The organism is Flavobacterium yafengii (genome assembly GCF_030010375.1).
GTDB classification, from domain to species: domain Bacteria; phylum Bacteroidota; class Bacteroidia; order Flavobacteriales; family Flavobacteriaceae; genus Flavobacterium; species Flavobacterium yafengii.
Genome location: NZ_JASCRY010000001.1, coordinates 1,505,850 through 1,530,775, shown reverse-complemented (window position 1 = coordinate 1,530,775; position 24,926 = coordinate 1,505,850). Strand labels below are relative to the sequence as shown.

Annotated in this window: 18 protein-coding genes; 9 read left to right on the top strand and 9 right to left on the bottom strand. The window is 33.4% G+C overall.

Annotated features, from left to right (window positions below; translation table 11 throughout):
- Positions 1-172 precede the first annotated feature (172 nt).
- Positions 173-2,959: an excinuclease ABC subunit UvrA gene (gene uvrA, locus QLS97_RS06640; protein WP_282715199.1), complete on the top strand. Its 2,787-nt coding sequence runs from the start codon at positions 173-175 to the stop codon at positions 2,957-2,959.
- A 5-nt stretch (positions 2,960-2,964) separates the two neighbouring features.
- Here the strand turns inward: uvrA and QLS97_RS06635 are convergent, their stop codons facing one another.
- The 5 genes from QLS97_RS06635 to QLS97_RS06615 form a co-directional block, all read right to left on the bottom strand.
- Positions 2,965-3,264 (bottom strand): hypothetical protein, encoded by a 300-nt coding sequence (locus QLS97_RS06635; RefSeq protein WP_282715198.1) that lies wholly within the window; start codon positions 3,262-3,264, stop codon positions 2,965-2,967.
- Between the two features lie 377 nt (positions 3,265-3,641).
- Positions 3,642-5,105: an oligosaccharide flippase family protein gene (locus tag QLS97_RS06630; RefSeq protein WP_282715195.1), complete on the bottom strand. Its 1,464-nt coding sequence runs from the start codon at positions 5,103-5,105 to the stop codon at positions 3,642-3,644.
- A 41-nt stretch (positions 5,106-5,146) separates the two neighbouring features.
- On the bottom strand, positions 5,147-6,442 hold the full coding sequence (locus QLS97_RS06625) for a glycosyltransferase family 4 protein (protein WP_282715193.1): 1,296 nt from the start codon (positions 6,440-6,442) through the stop codon (positions 5,147-5,149).
- A gap of 50 nt (positions 6,443-6,492) precedes the next feature.
- Positions 6,493-8,898, bottom strand: coding sequence for a YfhO family protein (locus QLS97_RS06620; protein WP_282715192.1), 2,406 nt, complete (start codon positions 8,896-8,898; stop codon positions 6,493-6,495).
- Positions 8,899-8,946: 48 nt separating this feature from the next.
- On the bottom strand, positions 8,947-9,228 hold the full coding sequence (locus QLS97_RS06615) for a DUF4834 family protein (protein WP_282715190.1): 282 nt from the start codon (positions 9,226-9,228) through the stop codon (positions 8,947-8,949).
- Between the two features lie 124 nt (positions 9,229-9,352).
- Between QLS97_RS06615 and QLS97_RS06610 the strand changes: the two genes are divergently transcribed.
- Complete coding sequence (locus QLS97_RS06610; RefSeq protein WP_282715188.1) at positions 9,353-10,288, top strand: transporter; 936 nt, start codon at positions 9,353-9,355, stop codon at positions 10,286-10,288.
- Complete coding sequence (locus QLS97_RS06605; RefSeq protein ID WP_282715186.1) at positions 10,288-11,406, top strand: GTP cyclohydrolase; 1,119 nt, start codon at positions 10,288-10,290, stop codon at positions 11,404-11,406. Before QLS97_RS06610 ends, QLS97_RS06605 begins: the two co-directional genes overlap by 1 nt.
- Positions 11,407-11,496: 90 nt before the next feature.
- Here the strand turns inward: QLS97_RS06605 and QLS97_RS06600 are convergent, their stop codons facing one another.
- Together QLS97_RS06600 and capB are read right to left on the bottom strand one after the other, a co-directional pair.
- On the bottom strand, positions 11,497-11,970 hold the full coding sequence (locus QLS97_RS06600; RefSeq protein WP_282715184.1) for a hypothetical protein: 474 nt from the start codon (positions 11,968-11,970) through the stop codon (positions 11,497-11,499).
- A 121-nt stretch (positions 11,971-12,091) separates the two neighbouring features.
- The gene (capB, locus tag QLS97_RS06595) at positions 12,092-13,354 is read right to left on the bottom strand and encodes a cysteate-C-fatty acyltransferase (protein WP_282715182.1); all 1,263 of its coding nucleotides are present in this window, start codon (positions 13,352-13,354) and stop codon (positions 12,092-12,094) included.
- A 285-nt stretch (positions 13,355-13,639) separates the two neighbouring features.
- Between capB and QLS97_RS06590 the strand changes: the two genes are divergently transcribed.
- A complete protein-coding gene (locus QLS97_RS06590) occupies positions 13,640-14,404 on the top strand; it encodes an NYN domain-containing protein (RefSeq protein WP_099714738.1) in 765 nt (254 codons plus the stop codon).
- Here QLS97_RS06590 and QLS97_RS06585 read toward each other — a convergent pair.
- Positions 14,401-16,779 (bottom strand): hybrid sensor histidine kinase/response regulator, encoded by a 2,379-nt coding sequence (locus QLS97_RS06585; RefSeq protein WP_282715181.1) that lies wholly within the window; start codon positions 16,777-16,779, stop codon positions 14,401-14,403. The genes QLS97_RS06590 and QLS97_RS06585 overlap by 4 nt on opposite strands.
- Positions 16,780-16,990: 211 nt before the next feature.
- On the opposite strand from QLS97_RS06585, the gene QLS97_RS06580 reads away from it, so the two are divergent.
- The 5 genes from QLS97_RS06580 to QLS97_RS06560 all read left to right on the top strand — a co-directional run bounded on the left by QLS97_RS06580 (position 16,991) and on the right by QLS97_RS06560 (position 23,207).
- Positions 16,991-18,499, top strand: coding sequence for an FMN-binding glutamate synthase family protein (locus tag QLS97_RS06580; RefSeq protein ID WP_282715179.1), 1,509 nt, complete (start codon positions 16,991-16,993; stop codon positions 18,497-18,499).
- A 677-nt stretch (positions 18,500-19,176) separates the two neighbouring features.
- On the top strand, positions 19,177-19,755 hold the full coding sequence (locus tag QLS97_RS06575) for a non-canonical purine NTP diphosphatase (RefSeq protein ID WP_282715177.1): 579 nt from the start codon (positions 19,177-19,179) through the stop codon (positions 19,753-19,755).
- 206 nt (positions 19,756-19,961) lie between these two features.
- Positions 19,962-21,875, top strand: coding sequence for a DEAD/DEAH box helicase (locus QLS97_RS06570; protein ID WP_282715174.1), 1,914 nt, complete (start codon positions 19,962-19,964; stop codon positions 21,873-21,875).
- 88 nt (positions 21,876-21,963) lie between these two features.
- Positions 21,964-22,731, top strand: a complete 768-nt coding sequence (locus QLS97_RS06565; RefSeq protein WP_282715171.1) for a carboxypeptidase-like regulatory domain-containing protein — start codon at positions 21,964-21,966, stop codon at positions 22,729-22,731.
- Between the two features lie 137 nt (positions 22,732-22,868).
- The gene (locus QLS97_RS06560) at positions 22,869-23,207 is read left to right on the top strand and encodes a DHCW motif cupin fold protein (RefSeq protein WP_282715170.1); all 339 of its coding nucleotides are present in this window, start codon (positions 22,869-22,871) and stop codon (positions 23,205-23,207) included.
- 255 nt (positions 23,208-23,462) lie between these two features.
- Here the strand turns inward: QLS97_RS06560 and QLS97_RS06555 are convergent, their stop codons facing one another.
- The gene (locus tag QLS97_RS06555; protein ID WP_282715167.1) at positions 23,463-24,926 is read right to left on the bottom strand and encodes an aminoacyl-histidine dipeptidase; all 1,464 of its coding nucleotides are present in this window, start codon (positions 24,924-24,926) and stop codon (positions 23,463-23,465) included.

Here is a 24,926-nt window from a genome sequence, read left to right as displayed (position 1 = left end):
TAATTTTTTCAAAAATAATCTTAAAAATACTATTTTTTTAGGTCATAGAAAACATAAAAACTATACAAGAAGAAAAATCACTTATCAACCACACTTTTAATGATTATTTGTGACTTGTTCAATCCTTTTAGTCAGTTGAAAATTGATTACTTTTGTAAAAATTATCATTTTTATGCAAGTTGACCTTTCGAAATTAGATCCAAAGAAAAATATCATCATAAAAGGCGCACAAGTACATAACCTAAAAAATGTAGATGTTGCGATTCCCCGAAATAAATTAGTGGTTATTACAGGACTTTCAGGTTCTGGAAAATCAAGTTTGGCTTTTGATACTTTATATGCCGAAGGGCAACGCCGTTATGTAGAAAGTTTGTCATCTTATGCGAGACAATTTCTTGGACGTTTGGATAAACCAAAAGTGGAATACATCAAGGGAATTGCTCCTGCGATTGCTATCGAACAAAAAGTAAATACAACAAACGCACGTTCTACAGTAGGAACTTCAACCGAAATATACGATTATGTAAAATTGCTTTTTGCCAGAATTGGAAGAACATATTCTCCTATTTCTGGTCGTGAAGTCAAAAAAAATACGGTTACTGATGTGGTTACAGATGTGAAAACATTTGAATTAGACAGCAAATGGTTGCTTCTTGCTCCTATCCATTTAGAAGAAGGACGAAAACTGGAAGACAAACTAAAAGTGCTCTTACAACAAGGTTTTGCCCGAATATTGGTAAACAATGAAATGATTCGTTTAGATGAAATAGACCAACATTCTTTAGATAATAAAGACATAAAGCTCATTATTGACCGAATTGTAGTCAAAGATGAAGAAGAGTTCTACAATCGATTGGCTGATGCGGTGCAAACTGCTTTCTTTGAAGGAAAAGGAATTTGCCATTTACAAGAATTAAACTCCGATAAAAAGTATTCGTATTCCAATAATTTCGAATTGGATGGGATTACATTTTTGGAACCAAATGTACATTTATTCAGCTTCAATAATCCGTATGGAGCGTGTCCCGTTTGTGAAGGATATGGTAATATTATAGGAATTGATGCCGAATTAGTGGTGCCAAATACGACTTTATCCGTTTTTGAAAATGCAATTTTCCCTTGGAGAGGCGAAAGCATGAGTTGGTTTCGAGATGAATTAGTCAATAACGCGTACAAATTTGATTTCCCAATCCACAAACCATATTATCAATTATCTGAGGATCAAAAAGAATTGATTTGGAATGGAAATACCTATTTTCAAGGTTTAAATGATTTTTTCAAAGAACTGGAAGAAAAGAATTATAAAATCCAAAATAGAGTGATGCTTTCTCGTTACAGAGGAAAAACCAAATGCCATTCCTGCAAAGGAAAACGCTTGAGAATTGAGGCTTCCTATGTCAAAATTAATTCAAAAACAGTTTCTGACTTAGTTGATTTGCCTATTAAACATTTGGTTGCTTTTTTCGAAAATATTGATTTAGATGTTTATGAAAAACAAATAGCAAAACGATTGTTAGTAGAAATCAACAACCGTTTGTCATTTTTAACCGAAGTAGGATTGGATTATCTGACATTAAACAGGAATTCAGCAACACTTTCCGGAGGTGAATCACAACGTATCAATTTAGCAACTTCTCTAGGAAGCAGTTTAGTGGGTTCTATGTACATTCTGGATGAACCTAGCATTGGTTTACACCCAAAAGATACAGAACGCCTGATAAAAGTACTGTTATCGTTAAGAGATTTAGGAAACACCGTTATTGTGGTAGAACATGATGAAGATATTATGAAAGCGGCCGATATGATTATTGATATTGGACCAGAAGCAGGTACTTTTGGAGGTAATCTGGTGGCTCAAGGTACGTATGATGAAATATTAAAATCGACTTCACTTACAGCAAAATATCTGAATGGTGATTTAGAAATTACCGTTCCAAAAAAACGCAGACTTTTCAAGAATTTTATCGAAATAAAAGGAGCTCGTGAAAACAATCTTCAAAATATAGATGTAACCTTTCCTTTGGATGTATTAACGGTAATTACCGGTGTTTCGGGAAGCGGAAAAAGTACGCTTGTTAAAAAAATCCTTTTTCCGGCGATGCAAAAAAAACTCGAAAATGTTGGTGAAAAAGCAGGGCAATTCAGCGAAATATCAGGTTCGTTTTCGCAAATTAAACATATTGAATACGTAGACCAAAACCCAATAGGAAGAAGTTCCCGTTCTAATCCTGTGACATATATTAAGGCGTATGATGATATTCGGGAATTGTATGCCAAAGAAAAACTATCAAAAATAAGAGGCTATCAAGCCAAACATTTTTCTTTTAATGTTGATGGAGGAAGATGTGAAACCTGCAAAGGAGAAGGTTCCATAAATGTAGAAATGGTTTTCATGGCGGATGTGCAATTGCCTTGTGAAACCTGCAATGGGAAGCGATTTAAGAAAGAAGTTCTGGAAGTAGCTTTTGAGGGTAAAAATATTCACGATATTCTAACCATGACTATTGATGATGCAATTGCCTTTTTCATTGCTAATAAACAAACTAAAATCACTCAGAAATTACAACCTTTGCAAGATGTGGGATTGGGTTATGTACAATTAGGACAATCGTCTTCTACACTTTCCGGTGGAGAAGCACAGCGTATAAAACTCGCTTCATTCCTAGTAAAAGGAGCTACAAAAGACAAAGCTTTATTTGTTTTTGACGAACCCACAACGGGATTGCATTTTCATGACATCAAAAAATTATTGGCTTCTTTTGATGCATTGATAGATAAAGGCCATTCAATATTAGTAATTGAACACAATCTTGATCTTATCAAATGTGCCGACTGGATTATTGATTTAGGTCCAGAAGGAGGAGAAAATGGCGGAAAATTATTAGCAGTTGGAACTCCAGAACAAATTGTAAAAATAAAAGATTCAGTTACTGGAAAATACCTAAAAGAAAAATTATAAAAATGCTATTCTGAATAGCATTTTTCTTCAAATGTATTTCCATCTTCATCGATTGCTATCACTATATTTTTCTCTTTAGAAGAAACATAAGTTAAATAAATCCAACCAACCGACCATACGCCTAATGTCATACAACAAAGTAAAAAATTAAACCCGTGATCGACGTCTTTCCTGCCTTTTGATAAAACTGCAAAAGGCAATGTATCGTTCCTTTCGATAATTATAAATCCATTATGGATTTTATTAGCTATGATACTAGTAAATTTTTGTAGGCTTTCTTCGTTTATATATGGATTGCTTTTCATAATCATTGGGGTAAATTATTTTAGCTATTTAATTATTGTCTTTTATAAAGATAACAATTGCAAAAATAAGGATAGTCGCTTACTTGTACAATACCCACTTTTAGTGATTTTTGATCAATCCAAAAAACAATTAAACGACTATTATCTTTTACAATTAAAGTTCACACAAATATATTTTTTTAGACACTTTAAAAGTTACACAATAATTATTTAAAGTTACAATATTCACATATCGCCTTCCTTAATCATTTATATAATAAAGACTTATCTCCTTATTTTCTAAAGAGGGAAAAAGCTAAACGGGTATGGTTTTTTTTTGGAAAATTTATTTTAGAAATTAAGATTTACCATTTTTTGGAACAAAAAAAGAATATAAATTAATTCCTCAATTTTTTCAAAACTACATCTAAAGCTTGATTAATTTCAATGGAAATTACAAACTTGTAGTTGATATAAACATATAAAAAAGTAACCAAAATTGATTTTAAACCAATGTTTATTCTGGGATCAAAAGGAAATTCCCAGAAATAAAACAATAGAAATAATACAAATGTAATCCCAAGAGAATATATCGTTTGATTTGTGAAAGGATATAAATACAAACGCTTGACCACAAAAAGTAGTTTAGCTAAACTGTATAATGTAATAGACAATAAGGTAGCAAAAGCAGAACCTATAATACCATATAAGGGAATAAAAATCATATTCAATCCGATGGTTAAGGCGACTAATCCAACACCCAAAAACAAAACCGTTCGATAATATTTTGTATTGAAAATAATGGCATTATTGTTCCCTAAAATTAAATCAAAATATTTAGAAATTCCAATCATAAAAACAACTGGAATACCCCCTCTATATACTTCTGGAACTATTTCATATAATTGATTGATATTAACAAAAATCCCCAACATCACAAAACCGCCGACTACTTGTAAATTGATGGATGTTTTTTTGTACAAATCATTTAACTCATCATGTTTATTTTCATGCATTAACCTTGCCGTAATTGGATACACAATTTGATGCATCGCCCGGCTTGGAACTGATATGACCAGAGCGATAAATGTGGCAATAGAATAGTAGGCAATATTTTCAATTACCATATACTGGTTCAGCATAATTTTATCACCATCCAACAGCAAATTAGCCACACTTCCTGATAAAATAATATAAAAAGTATACTCCATTAAATTTTTCACGTTATGAGGTATAGCAAATTGAAAACTTGGTCTTTTAATGTAAAAGGCATAACCCATTGTAATAATTAGTGCCAAAAAATAAATTCCGGCAGTAATATAAACAAAATCCACAACCGTTATCCATTTATAATAAACACCAATCAACGCAATTAAAGAAAACAATCTAAGTCCTACTTCTTTAACAAAATTCCCAAAAACCGAATGCATGTGGACTCTGGCCCAGGCATAAAAAATTTCGAAATAAGCCATACATAATCCGACAAATGGAATAAGCCAAATAAAATCCTTGACTACCGGGTTTTTCTTTGATACAAAAAATAAAATATCATCAAAGAAAATAAATCCAATCAGAATTAAAGGAATAGATAAAAGTAAAGGAAACAATACTGTAAAGGATAAAAATCGGGATCGCTCTTCATCTGTTTCGTATTGCGAATAAAATTTCACTAACGTATTTTGCATTCCTATTGCAAATAATGGCATGATAACATTAGCAACAGAAAGGATATAATTAGTTAAGGCATAATAAGTAGCTCCCAAAAAAATAGGATACAAGTAAAGGGTATTTATTGCACCAATTCCAAAACCTAAATAAGTGATTATTGTATTCTTTAAAGATTGATTTAATACTATTCCCATTTTTTTGTCATTGCGAGGCACGAAGCAATCTCACTTTTAATTTACGATTTGTTAAGTAATTCAACCAATGCTTTGGTAAGATTTTTTCTGGAATAGCGTTGTAATCCAACTCCGTTTGCTTGTAATTTTCCCTCCAAAAACTGATTATAAAAATCCAAAATTACACTTTTAAGTTTCATTTTCTCCGAATAATCAAAAAATACGCCTGTATTGGTTTCTGTTATGATTTCGGCAAAATCAGAACCGTTGGGACCAATCGCAATAATAGGTCGGTTTGAAACCATATATTCGAATAATTTTCCTGGAATAATACTTTTAGTATCTTCGGAATCAATTTCGATAAGCAACAAAACCTGTGATTTTTTTTGGTGTGCAATCGCTTCTGAATGCGAAACATAACCCAAATTATTCAAATAGGAATTTAGCCCAAATTGAGTAATCGTTTCCAAAACTTCCTGACTAACAGCTCCAATTAGTTTTATTTCTAAATGCGATTTAAAATCTGGAATTTCGTGTAGCAATTCAACCAAACTTTCCCATAAAATCAAAGGATTTCTCTCGGAAAGAAAAGAACCAATATGTGCTAAGCTGAACTTTGAATCCAAAGTCTGTTTTCCAACTTCTTCCGTATCATAACCATTCGTTATTATCGCAATAGGTTTATTTGTAATCGCTTGAAATTCCGTTTTAGTAGTTTTACTGGTTACAATAATTGTATCGGCTGTATTCAAAACCTGATGTTCTAATGCTTTGTGTTTTTTGGCAGCAAAACTGGACAATCGTAAGGATTTATGATAGCCAATAGTCGTCCACGGATCCCGAAAATCGGCAAACCATTTCAAATCTAATTTTTGTTTTAATTCTAGTCCAATAAGATGTAAGCTGTGTGGCGGTCCAGAAGTAACTATGGTGTCAATATCATTTTCTACAATGTATTTTTCCAAATAAGCAACCGATGGTTTTACCCAAAAAACACGTGCATCGGGAATAAAAAGATTTCCACGAATCCAAAGAAAAGTTTTATCAAGAAAAGATTGCTTTTTCTGATTTGGAATAATTCCTGAACTGATTTTTTTAGTTTTGTTTTTCGAAAGAAAAGATGCTAATTGATAGGGTTCGAAAATCTTCTGTTTCAGAATAATCGCTTTATCAGAAACTTCTTTAACCAAGTTCTCATCAACAATAGGATACGTTGGATTCTCCGGAATGTATACAATTGGTTGAATACCAAAATCAGGCAAGTACTTAACAAACTTAAGCCAACGCTGAACGCCTGGTCCGCCAGCCGGTGGCCAATAATAGGTAATAATTAAAATTTTCTTGGGTTCTGGTTTCAATTTAATTTTTTTATGTTAGTAGAGATGCACTGCAGTGCGTCTCTACCTAATTACACGGATTTCTTCCTTTCGAAATAAATCCCACCAGCTAAAAGTAACAGCATTCCTATTGAACTAATCAGCGTAATTGTACTTCCGGTTTTTATCACTTGAGGTTCAAACTTGAATTCTACTTTGTGATCCCCTTTAGGAATTAGTAATCCCCTTAAAACATAATCAACTCTAATATGATCTGCACTTTTTCCATCAATATAGGCATTCCAACCTTTTCCATAATACATTTCGGAGAAAACGGCTAAACCTTCATTTGAATTATTAGACACATATTTCAAGTAATTAGGTTTGTAATTTTCTAAAGTTATAGTCGCTGAACTGTCTTTGGCGAAAGCCGTATTTTTGATTTCAAAATCTTTACTATTTACAATTGCGACATTTTTAGAATCCAAACTATCCAACGCTTTCATCTCTTCATCAGCTGAATTCACTAATTTTACTTGGCTCACAAACCATGCATTTCCATTAACAGCTGGATTTGATACTGGGAATTCTTTTCCTTCTTTATCTTTTTGGATTACATACTTTACATTAAGCATGTTAAGGACTTCAATGTTATTTTTTGAAATTTGATAGTCAATTAATTGCTGCATTCTTCTAGGTCTTACGGCGCTATAACCACCAATAGATTTATGGAAATAAGAAGCTCTTGCCCCCATGATATCGCCCACTTCAAAAACGCGGTAATTAGCCGTGTCTTTTAGAATCTCAGTATCAGAAGGTGACTCTTGAAAAGGCACTTCAACTTGACTTCCGCTTACAAAATCTTTTCCCGAAACATACTTTTTATCCACAAAAAACAAATCGGAAACCATCAATAAACCTACAATTATAATGGCTGTATTTTGAGCAAATCTATCTTTAATGAACAACCATAAAACGCCGGCTGTTAACACGATAAAAAAGCCTGAACGCAATAAATCAGCACTATACAAGCTCATTCGATCCAGCTTAAGGGCGCTTACAAATTCAGGACCATAACTTTCTTGAAAATAAGCATCGTTTCCTCCAGAAAAGCTGAACATACTTTTGCTTAAAAATAAAATCAAAATAATTCCTAAACCTAAAATTGTCGTTTCATACAATGCTTTCCATTGCAGTTTTTTGTCTAATTTGAAGAAAGACTGTAATCCCATAATAGCCAAAACTGGAAAACACAATTCCAAAACAACTTGGATTGAAGATACCGCTCTGAATTTATCATACATTGGAACATAATCAATAAAAAAGTCGGTCAAAATAGGGAAATTTTTACCCCAAGAAAGAACTAACGCAACTATTGAACCGGATAGAAATACATATTTAATCTTTCTTTTATCGATGAATAAAGCCAAAATAGCCAAAAAGAATACTACAATTCCAATATATGCAGGAGCTGCCACAATAGGTTGATCTCCCCAATACGTTGGCATTCCCGAAACAAAATCAGTTGCCTGATCCTCCGGAACTCCCTGACCTATCATGAATTCATACATATTACTGTCTTTTCCAACAGCCTCATTATTAGAACCACCAAAAAGTCGCGGGGCAATAAGATTAAAACTTTCCATTACTCCATAACTGTACTCCGTGATATAGTCCTTAGACATTGAAGAAGTCGTTTCGTTTTTTGAACCGTTTGGATTGAATGTCAGTTCGCTTTTACCACGAATACTAAAATCAGCATACTCAGAAGTTGCTAATAGATTCGTAGCATTGGCACCAATAGCTAAAATTCCTGCCGCTGCTAATATCCCAAACGAATACAACAGTGATTTATATTCTTTCTCTTTTACTTGCTGATAGATAAAATAAGCAGAAAGAATCAATAGGAAAATCAATAAGTAATAGGTCATTTGGAAGTGATTCGCATTGATTTCTAATGCTGTCGCAAAAAGTGTAATCAAACCTCCCAGAATGTATTTTTTTTGAAATACCAGAATAAATCCGGCAATAACCAGCGGCATGTAAGCAATCGCATGCGCTTTGGCATTATGACCAACTCCAAGAATAATAATCAAATACGTAGATAATCCAAAGGCTAATGCTCCAAAAAAGGCTTTCAAAGGATTTACTTTTAACACTAGCATCAAGCCATAAAACCCAAGAAAATATAAAAATAAATAATCCGCAGGGCGAGGTAAAAATCGCAATGCATCGTCTATCGCACCAATATAATCGTGTGGATATTTGGCTCCCAATTGATACGTTGGCATTCCACCAAAAGCAGAATTAGTCCAATACGGTTCAACATCATCCGTGGCTCTAAAGTCATTTTGTTCTTTGGCCATTCCTGTATACTGCACTATATCAGACTGGAAAATTTGTTTTCCTTGCAATACAGGATAAAAATATAGGAGAGAAATTACAACAAAACCAAGTATGGCTAGGACGTGTGGATAGAACTTATTTATTATTTTCAATGTAAAATGGTTTGGATTAGAGTAAAAACGGTGCTAATAACGACAAATTTAATCTATTTCTTCGTAATCAACATAATCTCCCACTTTTTTGGTTTCGCGTGGATTTTTTGTATTCGCCGTCTTGTATATTACTTCATCCTTACTTTGTGTTTTTTTCCAAGTATTATCTTGTGCATACTGTTGTTGCTTCTGCATATTTTCTCCTGCTTTTTCGACTACTTTTTTAAGCAATAAAGGCAAAAATAGTTTTGCTAAAAATCTAAAAATATAATAGAAAGCGATCATATAAAAAAGCGCTTTTATAAAACCAATGAAAGAAGCTGTTTGCATATAAGTGTAATTTTTTCCAAAATTAATAAATCAACCGTTCAAAATTAAAATATCTCTCTTAAATAAATAATAAAATATAGTACATTTGAAAAGCGTTATTACTTTTTAACCCAAAAAAAATAATATGTCCAAAATCAAAATCTTACTTATCGCTGCTATTTCAATGCTTCCAAGTATTCATTATGGCCAACATACTGATCAAATAAATTCTAACAGACCTGGCGAAACCATGTCAGCTTACGCAGTTGGGAAGTCGGTAATCCAAATAGAAACAGGCGTTTACGGCATAAAACAAAATCACAGTTTATTGAATTATGATGCCAATGGTTTTGGGATTGATGCCACATTACGTTGGGGTTTATTCATGGAAAGACTGGAATTGATAGCTGATATACAATACCAAAATGAAAAATACACCACCTTATTTAACAGTTCAAATCGAGCAGATTTCAAGCAAACTGTTTTAGGAGCCAAATATTTGATTTACGATCCTTTCAAAAATTACGAAAAAAAGGTAAATATATACAGTTGGAAAGCCAATCGAGCATTTAGTTGGCGCCAATTAATTCCGGCCGTTTCCGTATTTGCGGGAGCTAATTTTACTATGGCAGACAACCCTTATTCTTTTTCTCCAGAATCCAGCATATCACCAAAAATTATGTTGATTACCCAAAACCACTTGGGTGATGGAAAATGGGTTTTTGTAACTAATATCATAGCTGATTATGTAACAACTGACTATCCAAGCTATGGTTATGTCTTGACTTTAACAAGAGGATTTAATGACAAATGGTCTGGTTTTGTAGAAAATCAAGGATTTAAAAGCGATTTTTACAGCGATGCCATTGTTCGTGGTGGCGCAGCTTATCTGTTGAATAAAGACATGCAAATTGACGCATCAATAAGCACAAGCCTTAAAGATACTCCTTCAGCTCTTTATGGAGGTATTGGTTTTTCTTGGCGTTATGACGCCAATTACCAAGAAGTAAGAATAAACATTGACAATAAGGATTCTGATAAAAAAGCATTGAAAAGAGCAAAAAAGACAAAAAAAGGATAATGATTACAATAAAAGAAGCTAAAACAAAAAGTGAATTAACGGATTATATCAAATTCCCTTTTTCCCTATATAAAAACAATAAATATTGGGTTCCGCCAATCATTGCTGATGAATTGGAAACCTTTGACAAAACAAAAAACCCAGCTTTTGAAAATGCCGAAGCGTATTTTTACATTGCTTATAAAAACAATGAAATTGTAGGTAGAATTGCAGCAATCATCAATTGGAGTGAAGTAAACGACCAACAAAAAAAGAAAGTTCGTTTTGGTTGGTTTGATGTGATTGATGATATCGAAGTGACAAAAGCACTTTTGGAAAAAGTGTATGAATTAGGTCGAAAAAACAATTTAGAACACGTTGAAGGTCCAATGGGATTTTCAAATTTAGATAAAGTTGGTGTCTTAACGGAAGGTTTTGACGAGATTGGAACCATGATTACGTGGTACAATCATCCGTATTATGCCACTCATTTTGAACAATTAGGGTATAGTGTAGAAAAAGAATACTTAGAAAGTAAATTCCCTTTCGAAAACGTAAAACCGGAATTTTTTGAAAAGGCAAATGATTTGGTAAAAAGAAGGTACCAGTTAAGCCCGCTTAATTTCAAAACTACCAAAGAAGTGATGCCACATGTGGATAAAATGTTTGATTTATTCAATGAATCTTATGCTTCATTATCTTCTTTTGTAGCTATTTCAGACGTTCAAAAAGAATATTTCAAGAAAAAATACATTAGTTTTATCAATCCTGAATTCATCAAATTTGTGGAAGACAAAGACCATAATATTGTTGCTTTTAGTATTGTAATGCCATCTTTTTCCGAAGCGTTGCAAAAATCAAAAGGAAAATTATTCCCTTTTGGATTCCTTCATTTGCTAAAAGCAAAAAACCAAAGTAAGGATATGATTTTCTATTTGATTGGTGTTCATCCAGATTATCAAAACAAAGCAGTTACAGCGATAATTTTCAATGAATATTACCATACTTTCAAAGAAAAAGGAGTCATCAACTGTTTCAGAACCCCTGAATTAGCAGATAACCTTGCCATTCATAACTTATGGAAACATTTCAATCCTGTTGTTCACAAACGAAGATGTACTTTTCTAAAGAATTTATAACAACTTAGATTGTACTATTTAAAACACAAAATCCATTCGCCGTGGCGAATGGATTTTTTTGTTTTTAATAATGTTATTTTATAATGAAAATTACATTTTGCAATCCACTTTTGACAAAACGATATTTCCTTCAAATTTTAGTTGTTTTGTGTCTTTAAAAGTGACTTTTCCTTTATTATCATCTACAACATCACCAAAACCTTCAACATAGGTATTTCCCTTTTTCAAAAAGACAACTTGACGAATTGACGAAACTCCTTCAGACATAAAAGTATACTCTGCAAAAAGCGTATCGCCTTTTATTTCCCCAACTAAAGTCCCTTCATTTTTATCTTTTTCAAAAAACTTATAACTCAATTTCCCAGAAGCTATTTTATTTCCTTTAATATTCAAAGACATCGAAATAGTATCTTTTTTAATAATCGCACTATAGCATTCTTCTGAAACTGGTTCTTCTACAACTATTTCTTCCGAGGTGATTGGCGTTTCTTCTATTTCCTTTTCTTTCTTACAAGAGACAAAAACACTCATAAAAACGACACTCAATAAAATTACTTTTTTCATAAACTTTAAATTTTAAGTTGCATAAATATACTCATTATTGGCTAGATACATTTCAAAAAAAAATCCATCAACAAAAGCTGATGGATTTTTTATAAACTTAAAATTGCTATGATTTTAAAAACTAAGCGTCTAAATCAACTGTAGTTCTTGCTGCAATTTCTTTATACGTTCCGTTTACTAATTTCTCACGAATAGCTTCAAAAGCCGTTAGTGTTTCGTCAATATCTGACAAAGTGTGAGGAGCAGTAGGAATAACACGCAATAAAATCATTCCTTTTGGAATAACTGGATAAATTACTATTGACAAGAAAATACCATAATTCTCTCTTAAGTCATTTACCATTACCATCGCTTCTGGTACACTTCCTTCTAAATAAACTGGTGTAACGCAAGTATTGGTATCACCAATATTAAATCCTTTGCTTCTCAAACCATTTTGCAAAGCATTTACATTCTCCCAAAGTTTGTCTTTCAATGCAGGGTTATCACGCAACAATTGCAAACGTTTCAATGAACCAACTGTTTGAATCATCGGTAATGCTTTAGCAAACATTTGCGAACGTAAGTTGTATTTTAGGTAATCAATAATGTCTTTATCAGCAGCTACAAAAGCACCTATATTAGCCATCGATTTTGCAAAAGTCGAGAAATAAACATCAATTTCATCTTGGCAATCTTGCTCCTCACCTGCTCCAGCTCCTGTTTTACCAAGAGTACCAAAACCGTGAGCATCATCAACCAAAAGACGGAAATTGTATTTCTTTTTCATTGCAACAATCTCTTTCAACTTTCCTTGCTGTCCACGCATTCCAAAAACACCTTCCGTAATAAAAAGTATACCTCCACCTGTTTCCGTAGCTATTTTGGTAGCACGTTGCAGGTTTTTCTCCATACTTTCGATATCGTTGTGTTTGTAAGTAAAACGTTTTCCACTATGCAAACGAACTCCGTCAATAATACAAGCGTGCCCATCAACATCATACACAATCACATCATTTCTAGTCACCAAAGCATCAATTATAGAAACCATTCCCTGGTAACCAAAATTCAATAAATAAGCCGATTCTTTCATTACAAAAGCAGCTAATTCATTCTCTAATTGTTCATGATATTTAGTATGACCACTCATCATACGAGCACCCATTGGAGCTGCTGCACCAAATTCTAACGCGGCATCCGCGTCTGCTTTACGCACTTCTGGATGGTTTGCAAGACCTAAATAATCATTCAAACTCCAATTCAAAACCTCTTTTCCTTGAAATTTCATTCTTGGGCCTAAATCTCCTTCTAATTTTGGAAATACAAAATATCCTTCTGCTTGTGAAGCCCATTTCCCTAAAGGTCCTTTATTGTTTTGAATCCTTTCGAATAAATCTTTTACCATAATATATCAAGTAATAATTTTAATTTTAAGAAGTTGCAAAAATAATTATTTAAATTTTATAAAGGTATTGAAAGCTGAATTATTTTTCAGGGTTTATTATCATGAATATCAGGAGCTATTTCCTGCTCTACACTGTATCTTTTGTGCTGTCAAAAAAGATTGCTCCGTTCCTCGCAATGACAGCACAAAAGGATGCCGTTTCGATCAGGGCTAATCCTCAAACTTCGAGTCGTATTCCATAATAAACTTTGTATATTTGAATAAATATTTCAACATTAGAAATTTATGTCACAAGATACAAAAGAATTAAAACTAGCCGTTCTCATTGATGCTGACAACGTCCCTTATAGCAATGTAAAAGGAATGATGGAGGAAATTGCCAAATTTGGAACACCAACCACAAAGCGTATTTATGCCGACTGGACTAAACCGAATGCCGGTGGATGGAAAAGTGTATTATTGGAACATGCTATCACGCCAATTCAGCAATATAGTTACACCGTGGGGAAAAATTCATCGGATTCTGCCATGATTATTGACGCCATGGATCTATTATATTCGGACAAAGTAGATGGTTTTTGTATTGTTTCCAGTGATTCTGATTTTACACGTTTAGCAATTCGACTCCGTGAATCCGGAATGAAAGTCATTGGAATTGGAGAACAAAAAACACCAAATTCATTCATTGTTGCTTGCGACAGGTTTATTTATATTGAAGTTTTGGACGGAGCTATCAAAAAGAAATTACCAAAACGAACCGCATCCGACGCTAAAAAAGCAACTCCGAAAAGCCTAAACAAAATTGATTTACAAACTATCGAATTAATAGAATCTACCATTGAAGATATAGGTGATGATAGCGGCTGGGCCTTTTTGGGTGATGTAGGAAATCTAATTGTAAAGAAAAAACCAGAATTTGATCCAAGAAATTATGGCTTTTCTAAACTTACTCCAATGCTAAAATCCCTTACTGATATACTAGAAATCGACGAAAGAGACTCCGATAAAAAAGGCATCAAACATGTTTATGTAAGATTGCGTTTTAGTTAAACTAAGTTTTTTACCGAACGGTATAAAGTGTCATTCTTAATTGGTTTAGATAAATAATGATTCATCCCAATTTCTGCTACACGTAATTTAGTACTTTCCATTACATCAGCGGTTACTGCAATAATGGGGACAGAAGCATTAGCAACTCCTGCTTCCCCATTTCTAATCGCTATAGTTGCTTCGTAGCCGTCCATTACTGGCATTTGAAGATCCATTAATACAATGTCAAAATGGTTTGTTTTAAACGCATCTAAGCATTCCTTACCGTTATTAGCATAAACTACTGTCGTGTTCAACCATTTTTTAGTGATCATTTTAATCACCATTTGATTAATTGGATTGTCTTCAACTACTAAAACTGATTTGCCTTCTAAATCGTAAACCATAGGCGTAGCCAAGACTTCTGCTTTTTCTTCTAGCGGCACAATATCAAAATCAAGAGTAATGACACAAGTGGTACCTTTATTGACTTCACTGTTCATTTCAATGGCCCCATTTTGCATATCTACTAAAGTCTTTACAATATAAAGCCCTAATCCAAGTCCGCCGAACTTTCTTTTATTATCAATACTATTTTGAGAAAATGAATCAAAAATACTATTCATTTTTTCTTTAGGAATTCCTACACCAGAATCTGAAACTGTAAATTTCAAACTTGCTCGATTATTTTCCTTGATTTTACAGTCTATATCAAATTTCACAAAACCTTTAGATGTAAATTTTATAGCATTATTTAATACATTATTTACAACTTGAACCAATCTGGTCACATCGCCAATTAAAAAATCAGGAATCGCATCTGATTTTGAAAATTGAAACTCTAGTCCTTGATCATTGGCTCTATTGATTGCATTATTTTTTAAATTTTCCAGAACTCTGCCGGGATCAAACTTAACGGATTCCAATTTTAATTCCTTTTTCTCAATTTTAGAGAAATCTAAAATATCATTGACAGAACTCAATAAACTGTGCGACGAATACTTTATTATTTGGCAATTTTTTCTGATTTTATCATCCTGAACCTCTACAGAAATTGAGTCAATCATATTCATAATTGCATTCAAAGGCGTTCGTAATTCATGACTGATATTCGATAAAAAATAGGACTTCAAATCATTCATTTCTTCAGAACGAACCAAAGCAAGTCGATTCAGTTCATTTTTTTCATTTTTAAGATTTCTGATCAAATTTGCCATTGAAAGAGAAAGGAAAATAACTTCTAAACCAGTACCTAATTTTGAACTGTTCTCTGTCCAAAAAACAGATGGCAATACACTAAAGTTTTTCAATATGAAAATAACGAATCCGCTAATCAAGAAAAAAATACCAATTGAAAAAAATTTGTCAATCTTTTTTGTCTTGTAATAAACGACTGAAACTGACACAATAATCAGTAGTAATAAAAACAATCCTAATACATTAGCAATTGGATATAAGTACTCAAGAGATTCCGGATATACTAACAACGCAGTAATAGAAAGCAGATTTAGCCCGTATAAAACATAAAACATTCTATAAATGGTTAAACTATACTTTTTGATATTCAAAAATACTTGCGAATATTTCCCTAAAAAAAAGTTGGCTATTGTTGCAAATATTATTACGGAGTGAGACGATAACCAACCATTATTTGGCGCAAAATATTGATAAAAATAGCCATCTACCGAAAATTGCAATAATCCTATGAAAGTAACGTATAAGCTATAAAATAGAAAACTTTTTTCTTTCATTGCAAAATAAAAGAACATGTAAATTATTGCAGTTATGAGCAATAAACCGTAAAAAATTCCAAAAATAAATTGCTCAAAGGAAGCCATTTCCAATTCTTTCTCGGCAGACTTCATGTAAATTGGAGCATTTATTACCTCGCCATCACTTTTCAAATGAAGATAAAAACGAGTCACTCCATTCGGTTCTAAAACTGGTCTAAATAAGGTTTTTGTAGAGTTTAAGGATCGCTCCTTAAAAGGCATTAAATCCCCGCTTTTTAACAACTTTATCTTCCCACTTGGATCAATAACATACAATTCAGCAACATCAACTATTGCTCTGGAAGTTTCTATAAATGGACGTAAATCACTTTTTGTATTATTAACAATCTCAAATACTAACCAATAGTTGTCATCTGTAAATCCTAAATCTTTATTTTCTACGAGTAATGGTTCAAATTTCAGAGAGGTATCATGAATAATTTCTTGAATTGTATAATTGCGCTGTCCTACATTTACAATTTTGGCATATTTGTGTAAAGAAACTACATCTTTAAATAGAGAATCATTTACTACATATTGGGCTTTTGTAGAAATGCTTAAAAACAAGAAAATTAGCAAGAAGTAAAACGTGCTTAATTGTATTTTATAATTTTTAAATTTCATTTACGATATAATTTATTTCTTCATTTACGTTTTATTAAAACAATTGGTTTTACATTGATTAAAAAAAATCAGATAATTTAATTTTTCAACAACTAACTATTTGGTCCCTAAGAAATCAAAATGCATTTAAAATCAATTTGATAGTAGTTCACAAAACTATCAAAATATTAAAAATTTCTAAGTAATTTAGGCTCTTTAAACAACAAACAATATGAGAAAGCAATTTTTTATTTTTGGGATTATAATCTTATTTCTAAGTGCAATTATTGCTTATTATTACAAATACAGCATCTTTTTTCCTTTAACAATTTTAGCCATAATTGCCATTGGATTTGCTAACAGCATCCAAACCAAACATGCCATTTTAAGAAATTTTCCGGTTTTAGGTTATTTCAGATACCTATTTGAAATGATTGCTCCTGAACTTCAACAATATTTCATTGAACGTTCCACTGATGGAAAACCATTCTCCAGAAACCAGCGTTCTCTTGCCTATCAAAGAGCTAAAAATATTGATTCAACAACCCCTTTTGGAACACAATTAAATCTAAATCAATCAAGCTACGAAGGAATCAAACATTCTATTTTTCCTACTGTTGTCAATGAAGAGTTACCAAGAGTGCTCGTAGGAGGTCAAGACTGTACACAACCTTATCTTGCGTCACTATTAAATATATCTGCAATGAGTTTTGGCTCTTTAAGCGAAAATGCTATTGTTGCATTAAACAAAGGAGCACAAAAAGGTAAGTTTTACCACAATACTGGTGAAGGCGGATTAACTGAATTTCATTTACAAGGTGGCGATGTAACTTGGCAAATAGGAACCGGATATTTTGGTTGTCGTGATGACAGAGGCGGTTTCGACGGAGGTAAATTTGCCGAAAAAGCGAATTTACCAGAAGTAAAAATGATTGAAATCAAATTATCACAAGGTGCAAAACCAGGTCATGGCGGCGTTTTACCAGCCGCAAAAAATACGGAACAAATAGCCAAAATAAGAGGTGTGCAACCACATACTACTATACTTTCTCCTCCCAGCCATTCTGCATTCTCAGACACTAAAGGTTTAGTGGAATTTATTGCACAATTACGATTGCTGTCTAATGGTAAACCAATTGGTTTTAAGCTATGCATTGGTGAAACCCGCGAATTTGAAATGATTTGCCAAGAAATGATTACTCAAAATTGCTTTCCTGATTTTATCACCGTTGATGGCGCCGAAGGTGGAACCGGTGCTGCTCCGCTAGAATTTGCTGATGGCGTGGGAATGCCATTTGAACCAGCACTTATTTTTGTAAACAAAACTTTAGCACGTTTTGAAATCAGAGATAAGATACGTGTTATTTGTAGTGGCAAAATCATATCTGGATATTCAATCCTTCGAGCGGTTGCCCTTGGAGCAGATATGTGTAACAGTGCACGTGGATTTATGTTCTCTTTAGGTTGCATTCAAGCATTGCGATGCAATAATAATCAATGTCCTACCGGAGTTGCTACACAAGATAAAATGCTGATGAAAGGACTGGTTGTAACGGACAAATCAGAACGGGTATATCATTTCCATAAAAACACTTTACACGCAGCTAATGAGCTTCTTGCTGCCGCAGGTAAAAATAATTTTGCCGAAGTTGACATTAACATTTTCATGCGTGGTGATGAATTTGCCCATCTATCTGATTTGTATTTTCCTGATAATTTAAAAAGTGTCCGAAAACATTAAAACAAAAAAAGGAGGACCTTTAGAGTCCTCCAGTTGTCGGTTCTGATTTACCATTATCAACTCATACAATTATATTAGTATAGCTGACTATTGAATTATCATATCTTATTGCAAGATTGACATACTCAAGTAATTAATCAAAACCACACTCAAAGATACAATTAAACTTAAATCAAAATACTGAAAAACAAATGTTTAACTAATAATTAACGCACTAGTTCACAGCATAGAAATCATAATTAAATAATCATTTCACATCTTGAAAAATATACTTTTAATTCATACTTTAAAAATTAAAATCCTTAAAATTAAACCACAAAAAAGGAGGCCTTTTTAAAGGGCCTCCGATTGTAAATTTTGATTTACCATTTATCAAACATACCGTTCAGTACGAAATGACAATTTGAATACTCTTCTCCTTGCAGATAGTTTTTATTCAAGTGATTAATCAAAACCACACTCAAAGATACAACTTATGTTAGTTAAATCATTAGAAAATAGCACTTTAACTATTAATTAACGTATTGATTTTCAATTAATTACAACTACACACATTCTTTAACCTCTAAACACACCGCTATTCGTATTATCAATAGGCTCTTTGGGCAGCTATTGACATCATCCCAATGTACTATCTAAAAAATGTATCTTTGAAGTGTAACATTAAAACCAATAAAATGCAACTTGTTTTCGCTTCCAACAATAAAAATAAAATACTCGAGATACAAAGTATACTTCCCGATACCATTGAAATTCTTAGTTTAGAAAGTATCGGTTGTCATGAAGACATTCCAGAAACTGCATCAACTATTGAAGGCAATGCCATTCTAAAAGCCAATTATGTTACACAAAAATATGGTTTCAATTGCTTTGCAGATGATACTGGACTAGAAGTGGATTCACTGAATGGCGAACCTGGAGTTTACTCTGCGCGATATGCTGGCGAACAGCGCAATGATGATGATAATATGAATAAATTATTAGATTCCTTAACCAATAAAAGCAATAGAAAAGCACAATTCAAAACAGTGATTGCATTTAATTTAAACGGAAAACAGCATCTTTTTACAGGAATTGCACGAGGTGAAATTACTTTAGAAAAATTGGGGAATCAAGGTTTTGGCTATGACCCCATTTTCAAACCTGAAGAATACCAAGAAACTTTTGCCCAATTATCATTGGAAATAAAAAACAAAATCAGTCACAGAGGAAAAGCTACGCAACAATTAATTGATTTTTTGAAACTGCATAAATAAATGCTCAGAAAATACAACATTTTTATAACAAAAAAACAATTTTCAAAGCGTAATTTCACACTAAAATCCTAAATCAAAACCCACAATTCGCAAATAAAAAATATAACTTTCTGATAATCAAATTATAATAAAACATTAAATCTTAAAATAGCATTAGTTTATATCGATTATTAACAGTAATTTTGCACCCTATTTTAAAAATACATATGAATAAATTTGAACAATTAGGATTGAGTGAATCGTTACTGAAGGCGATTTTAGATCTAGGATTTGAAAATCCGACCGAAGTACAGGAGAAAGCGATTCCCCTATTATTGGAAAAAGACACAGATATGGTTGCGTTGGCTCAGACAGGGACAGGGAAAACGGCAGCATTTGGTTTTCCAGTTATTCAGAAAATTGATGCCAGCAACAGAAACACACAAGCATTAATTTTATCTCCAACACGCGAACTTTGTTTGCAGATTACCAACGAAATTAAAAACTACTCTAAATACGAAAAAGGTATTAATGTGGTAGCAGTTTACGGTGGAGCTAGCATAACAGACCAAGCGAGAGACATAAAGAGAGGCGCACAGATTATTGTGGCAACTCCAGGAAGAATGCAAGACATGATTAATAGAGGTTTGGTAAACATCTCTCAAATCAACTATTGTATTCTTGACGAAGCTGACGAAATGTTGAACATGGGTTTCTACGAAGATATCGTAAACATCCTTTCTACTACGCCAGACGAAAAAAACACATGGTTATTCTCTGCAACAATGCCTGCTGAAGTAGCACGTATTGGAAAACAATTCATGACTGATCCAATTGAAATTACAGTTGGAGCTAAAAACTCAGGTTCTGCTACAGTTTCTCACGAATTTTACCTTGTAAATGCACGTGACCGTTACGAAGCTTTGAAACGTTTAGCTGATGCTAATCCAGACATTTTCTCAGTAGTTTTCTGTAGAACTAAACGTGACACACAAGCTGTTGCTGAAAAATTAGTTGAAGATGGATATAGCGCTGCTGCATTGCACGGAGATTTATCTCAAGCGCAACGTGATGGTGTAATGAAATCTTTTAGAGGAAGACAAATTCAAATGCTTGTAGCTACTGATGTTGCTGCACGTGGAATTGACGTTGATAGCATTACTCACGTAGTGAACTACCAATTACCTGACGAAATTGAAACCTACAATCACCGTTCAGGCCGTACAGGTCGTGCTGGAAAATTAGGAACTTCTATCGTAATCGTAACCAAAAGCGAATTGCGTAAGATTTCTTCAATTGAAAGAATCATCAAACAAAAATTCGAAGAAAAAACAATCCCTTCTGGAATTGAAATCTGCGAAATCCAATTGTTACACTTAGCTAATAAAATTAAAGATACAGAAGTTGATCACGAAATTGACAACTATCTTCCTGCAATTAACAGCGTTCTTGAAGGTTTATCGAAAGAGGAGTTAATCAAGAAAATGGTATCGGTTGAATTTAATCGTTTTATCAATTACTACAAGAAAACTAGAGATATTTCTAATCAAGCTTCAGGTTCTGAAAGACGTGATCGTGATGATAGAGATGGTGCTCCAAGAGAAAACAACAATGGTGGTGCAACAAGATATTTTGTGAACATAGGTTCTAGAGATAACTTTGATTGGATGTCATTGAAAGATTACTTAAAAGAAACATTAGACTTAGGTCGTGATGACGTTTTCAAAGTAGACGTAAAAGAAGGTTTCTCTTTCTTTAACACGGATCCGGAACATACTGATAAAGTAATGGAAGTATTGAACAACGTACAATTAGAAGGTCGTAGAATCAATGTTGAAATTTCTAAAAATGACGGTGGCGGAAGACGTGACCATAACGGAAGAAGTTCTGGTGGAAGTTTTGGTGGCGGAAGAAGTGCTGCTCCAAGAAGAGAAGGAAGCTTTGCTCCAAGAAGAGAAGGTTCAGGCGGTGGATTTAGAAGCGATAGAAACTCAGCTCCTAGAGAAGGCGGATTCGGACCAAGAAGAGAAGGTGGTTTTTCATCTGACAGACCTAGAACTGAAGGTTCATCTGACAGAGCTCCAAGACGTTCTGAAAGCTTTGGTGACTCACCAAGACCAAGAAGACCAAGAAGAGACTAACATTCATTGTTAATTTTCTTATAATTATATACTGGAACTACAAAATATTTAATCCTGTTTTATTACTTTTAAAGTCTTAAACCAGTTTATGAAATATTTTGTAGTTTTCTTTTTTTTAGTACTCTCCGCAACTACTTTTGCGCAAGTTAAAGAACCTTCCCAAAAAGTTAATGGTATAATTATCAGCAATACTACTAGACAAGTATTATCTAGTGTAAATATCATTAATATCAATAAAGTTAGAGGTGCAACTACCGATTCAAGAGGATATTTCGAAATAGACGTACAACTGAACGATACACTTCACATTACTAGTTTAGGATTTCAATCGCTTCGCGTTCGAGTGACCAATGACTGGATAAAAAACAAAAGCACCAAAATACAACTTACTGAAAAAGCAATTGCGCTTGAAGAAGTTGTAATCAGACCCTTTAATCTAACAGGATATCTTGAAGTAGACACTAAAATCATACCGGTTAGAGAAAACTACAGGTATAGTATTTCCGGTTTAACACAAGGATATGAAGCAGGTGAATATTCTCCAAATGCTTTTGGAAGAGTGCTTGGTTCTATATTCAATCCCGCGGATATGCTCTATAATTTTTTTGGTAAGAATCCAAAAGAGCTTAAGAAACTGAAAGAACTAAAAAAAGATGATACGGTACGGAATCTTTTAGAATCAAAATTTGACAGAGAAACTATAGCGGTACTTTTAGGCATTGATAAAAATGAAATACCTGAAATTCTACAACGCTGTAACTACTCTGAATCATTTATAAAAACGGCTAATGATTTACAAATCATGGATGCTATAAGTGGCTGTTATGAGGAATATAAAGTCCTGAAGAAACAATAAAATATTTTATTAAATCGAAGTTTAGACTTCCCCATAAATTAAATCATTCCTCAATTCTTAAAGAAATTGGGGAATTTTATTTTAAAGAAACTAAATTTAGGCTCAAATCGAAATTTAATAATCTAAAAATAAATTCTATGTCCAATATACCTTTCCAAACTATTAATTGGGACTCAATAGAAAAAACCGAACATATCGGGACAACAGGAATAGCACATTGGCAAACAATACAATTAGGCGGACTTAGAATTCGCAAAGTAACATATTCCAAAGGTTACATGGCAGATCACTGGTGTCAAAAAGGACATATTGTGCATTGTCTCGAAGGAGATTTTATTAGCGAACTAGAATCCGGAGACCAAGTCCAACTCGCTAAAGGAATGACTTATGTAGTTTCAGATGATGTAAGTTCACATCGCTCTATAACTGCTAATGGAGTTGAATTATTAATCATCGACGGGGATTTTTTAAAATAATATTTAAAACAAATCAAAAATATTATATACATTTACCTAAATCAAAATTAAAAACAAAACCTAAATACCCATATCATGGCAAAAAGTCAAGACGCAAAGAAAACTGCAAAGAAAGAGCCTTTAAAAACGGCTAAAGAAAAGAAAGAAGAAAAAAGAGATAAGAAAAACAGTCCTAAAAGAGACTAATTCTTTTTTATAAAAACAAACCCTCGTTTATTGCTAAAGGAGGGTTTTATATTTTATTAAAATTCAAGATTATTTCGCTGGAATATTAGCTAAAATCTCCAATACAAATTTCCAGAATTTCTGAGAAGAAGAAATACTTGCTCTTTCATCAGGGGAATGTGCACCGTGAATCGTTGGTCCAAAAGAAATCATATCCATATCCGGATAATTAGTTCCCAGAATCCCACATTCTAATCCTGCGTGACACGCCACTACTTTTGGTTTTTCACCGTTTTGTTTTTCGTAAATTGGAACTAAAACATCCAGAATCTCTGATTCAGAATTCGGTGTCCAACCTGGATATGCACCAGAAAATTCTACTTCACAACCCATTAATTCAAAAGCAGAACGCAAAGCATTGGCCAAATCAAATTTAGAGGTTTCAACCGAAGAACGTGTTAAGCATTGTACCGAAAGTTGCCCTTCGCCAACAATTACTTTAGCGATATTATTCGATGTTTCCACCAAATTATCAAAATCAGCACTCATTCTATACACTCCATTATGAGCCGTATACATTGCTCTTACAAAGTAAAACTGAGCAATTGAAGGCATTACTTTAGCAGGAGTTATATCCATTTTTTCAAAAACAACTTCTAAATTAGGTTCCGTTGTTTTTAGCTCCATTTTGATTTCGTTTACAATTTGCTGCATGTCAAAAACAAAAGCTTCATCATACACTTCGGCAATAATTACTTTTGCCTGACTTTCACGCGGAATCGCATTACGCAAACTTCCACCTTTTATTTCGGAAATTTGTAAACCAAAATTATCAAAACCATCAAATAACAATCGGTTCATGATTTTATTGGCATTACCCAATCCTTTGTGAATATCCATTCCTGAATGTCCACCCTTCAAGCCTTTTACAGTAATCGTGTATCCAACAGAACCTTCCGGAGTTTCTTCTTCATCATACTCAGCAGTAGCCGTCACATCAATTCCTCCCGCACAACCAATATCTATTTCATCATCTTCTTCCGTATCTAAATTTAAAAGAATTTGACCTTGTAGAATGCCTCCTTTTAAGTTCAACGCTCCAGTCATTCCCGTTTCTTCGTCAATAGTAAACAATGCTTCTATCGCAGGATGTGGAATATCCGTACTTTCCAAGATTGCCATGATAGCTGCAACACCAAGACCGTTATCAGCCCCAAGAGTTGTTCCTCGAGCACGAACCCAATCTCCATCCACGTACATATCGATTCCTTGCGTATCAAAATCAAAAACGGTATCCGAATTTTTTTGGTGTACCATATCCAAATGTCCTTGAAGTACGATTGCTTTTCGGTTTTCCATTCCAGCGGTTGCCGGCTTACGGATAATTACGTTGCGAATTTCATCTTCAAAAGTCTCTAATCCAAGGTTATTTCCGAAGTTTTTCATAAACTCAATCACACGCTCTTCTTTTTTAGAAGGACGCGGTACGGCGTTTAAATCGGCAAACTTATTCCAAAGTGCTTTTGGTTCCAGATTTCTTATTTCTTGACTCAT

Bases quoted from the DNA above. Each gene is read 5' to 3' on its own strand.
- uvrA (WP_282715199.1), top strand. From the start codon at position 173: ATGCAAGTTGACCTTTCGAAATTAGATCCAAAGAAAAATATCATCATA.
- QLS97_RS06635 (WP_282715198.1), bottom strand. From the start codon at position 3,264: ATGAAAAGCAATCCATATATAAACGAAGAAAGCCTACAAAAATTTACT.
- QLS97_RS06630 (WP_282715195.1), bottom strand. From the start codon at position 5,105: ATGGGAATAGTATTAAATCAATCTTTAAAGAATACAATAATCACTTAT.
- QLS97_RS06615 (WP_282715190.1), bottom strand. From the start codon at position 9,228: ATGCAAACAGCTTCTTTCATTGGTTTTATAAAAGCGCTTTTTTATATG.
- QLS97_RS06610 (WP_282715188.1), top strand. From the start codon at position 9,353: ATGTCCAAAATCAAAATCTTACTTATCGCTGCTATTTCAATGCTTCCA.
- QLS97_RS06605 (WP_282715186.1), top strand. From the start codon at position 10,288: ATGATTACAATAAAAGAAGCTAAAACAAAAAGTGAATTAACGGATTAT.
- QLS97_RS06600 (WP_282715184.1), bottom strand. From the start codon at position 11,970: ATGAAAAAAGTAATTTTATTGAGTGTCGTTTTTATGAGTGTTTTTGTC.
- capB (WP_282715182.1), bottom strand. From the start codon at position 13,354: ATGGTAAAAGATTTATTCGAAAGGATTCAAAACAATAAAGGACCTTTA.
- QLS97_RS06590 (WP_099714738.1), top strand. From the start codon at position 13,640: ATGTCACAAGATACAAAAGAATTAAAACTAGCCGTTCTCATTGATGCT.
- QLS97_RS06585 (WP_282715181.1), bottom strand. From the start codon at position 16,779: ATGAAATTTAAAAATTATAAAATACAATTAAGCACGTTTTACTTCTTG.
- QLS97_RS06580 (WP_282715179.1), top strand. From the start codon at position 16,991: ATGAGAAAGCAATTTTTTATTTTTGGGATTATAATCTTATTTCTAAGT.
- QLS97_RS06575 (WP_282715177.1), top strand. From the start codon at position 19,177: ATGCAACTTGTTTTCGCTTCCAACAATAAAAATAAAATACTCGAGATA.
- QLS97_RS06570 (WP_282715174.1), top strand. From the start codon at position 19,962: ATGAATAAATTTGAACAATTAGGATTGAGTGAATCGTTACTGAAGGCG.
- QLS97_RS06565 (WP_282715171.1), top strand. From the start codon at position 21,964: ATGAAATATTTTGTAGTTTTCTTTTTTTTAGTACTCTCCGCAACTACT.
- QLS97_RS06560 (WP_282715170.1), top strand. From the start codon at position 22,869: ATGTCCAATATACCTTTCCAAACTATTAATTGGGACTCAATAGAAAAA.
- QLS97_RS06555 (WP_282715167.1), bottom strand. From the start codon at position 24,926: ATGAGTCAAGAAATAAGAAATCTGGAACCAAAAGCACTTTGGAATAAG.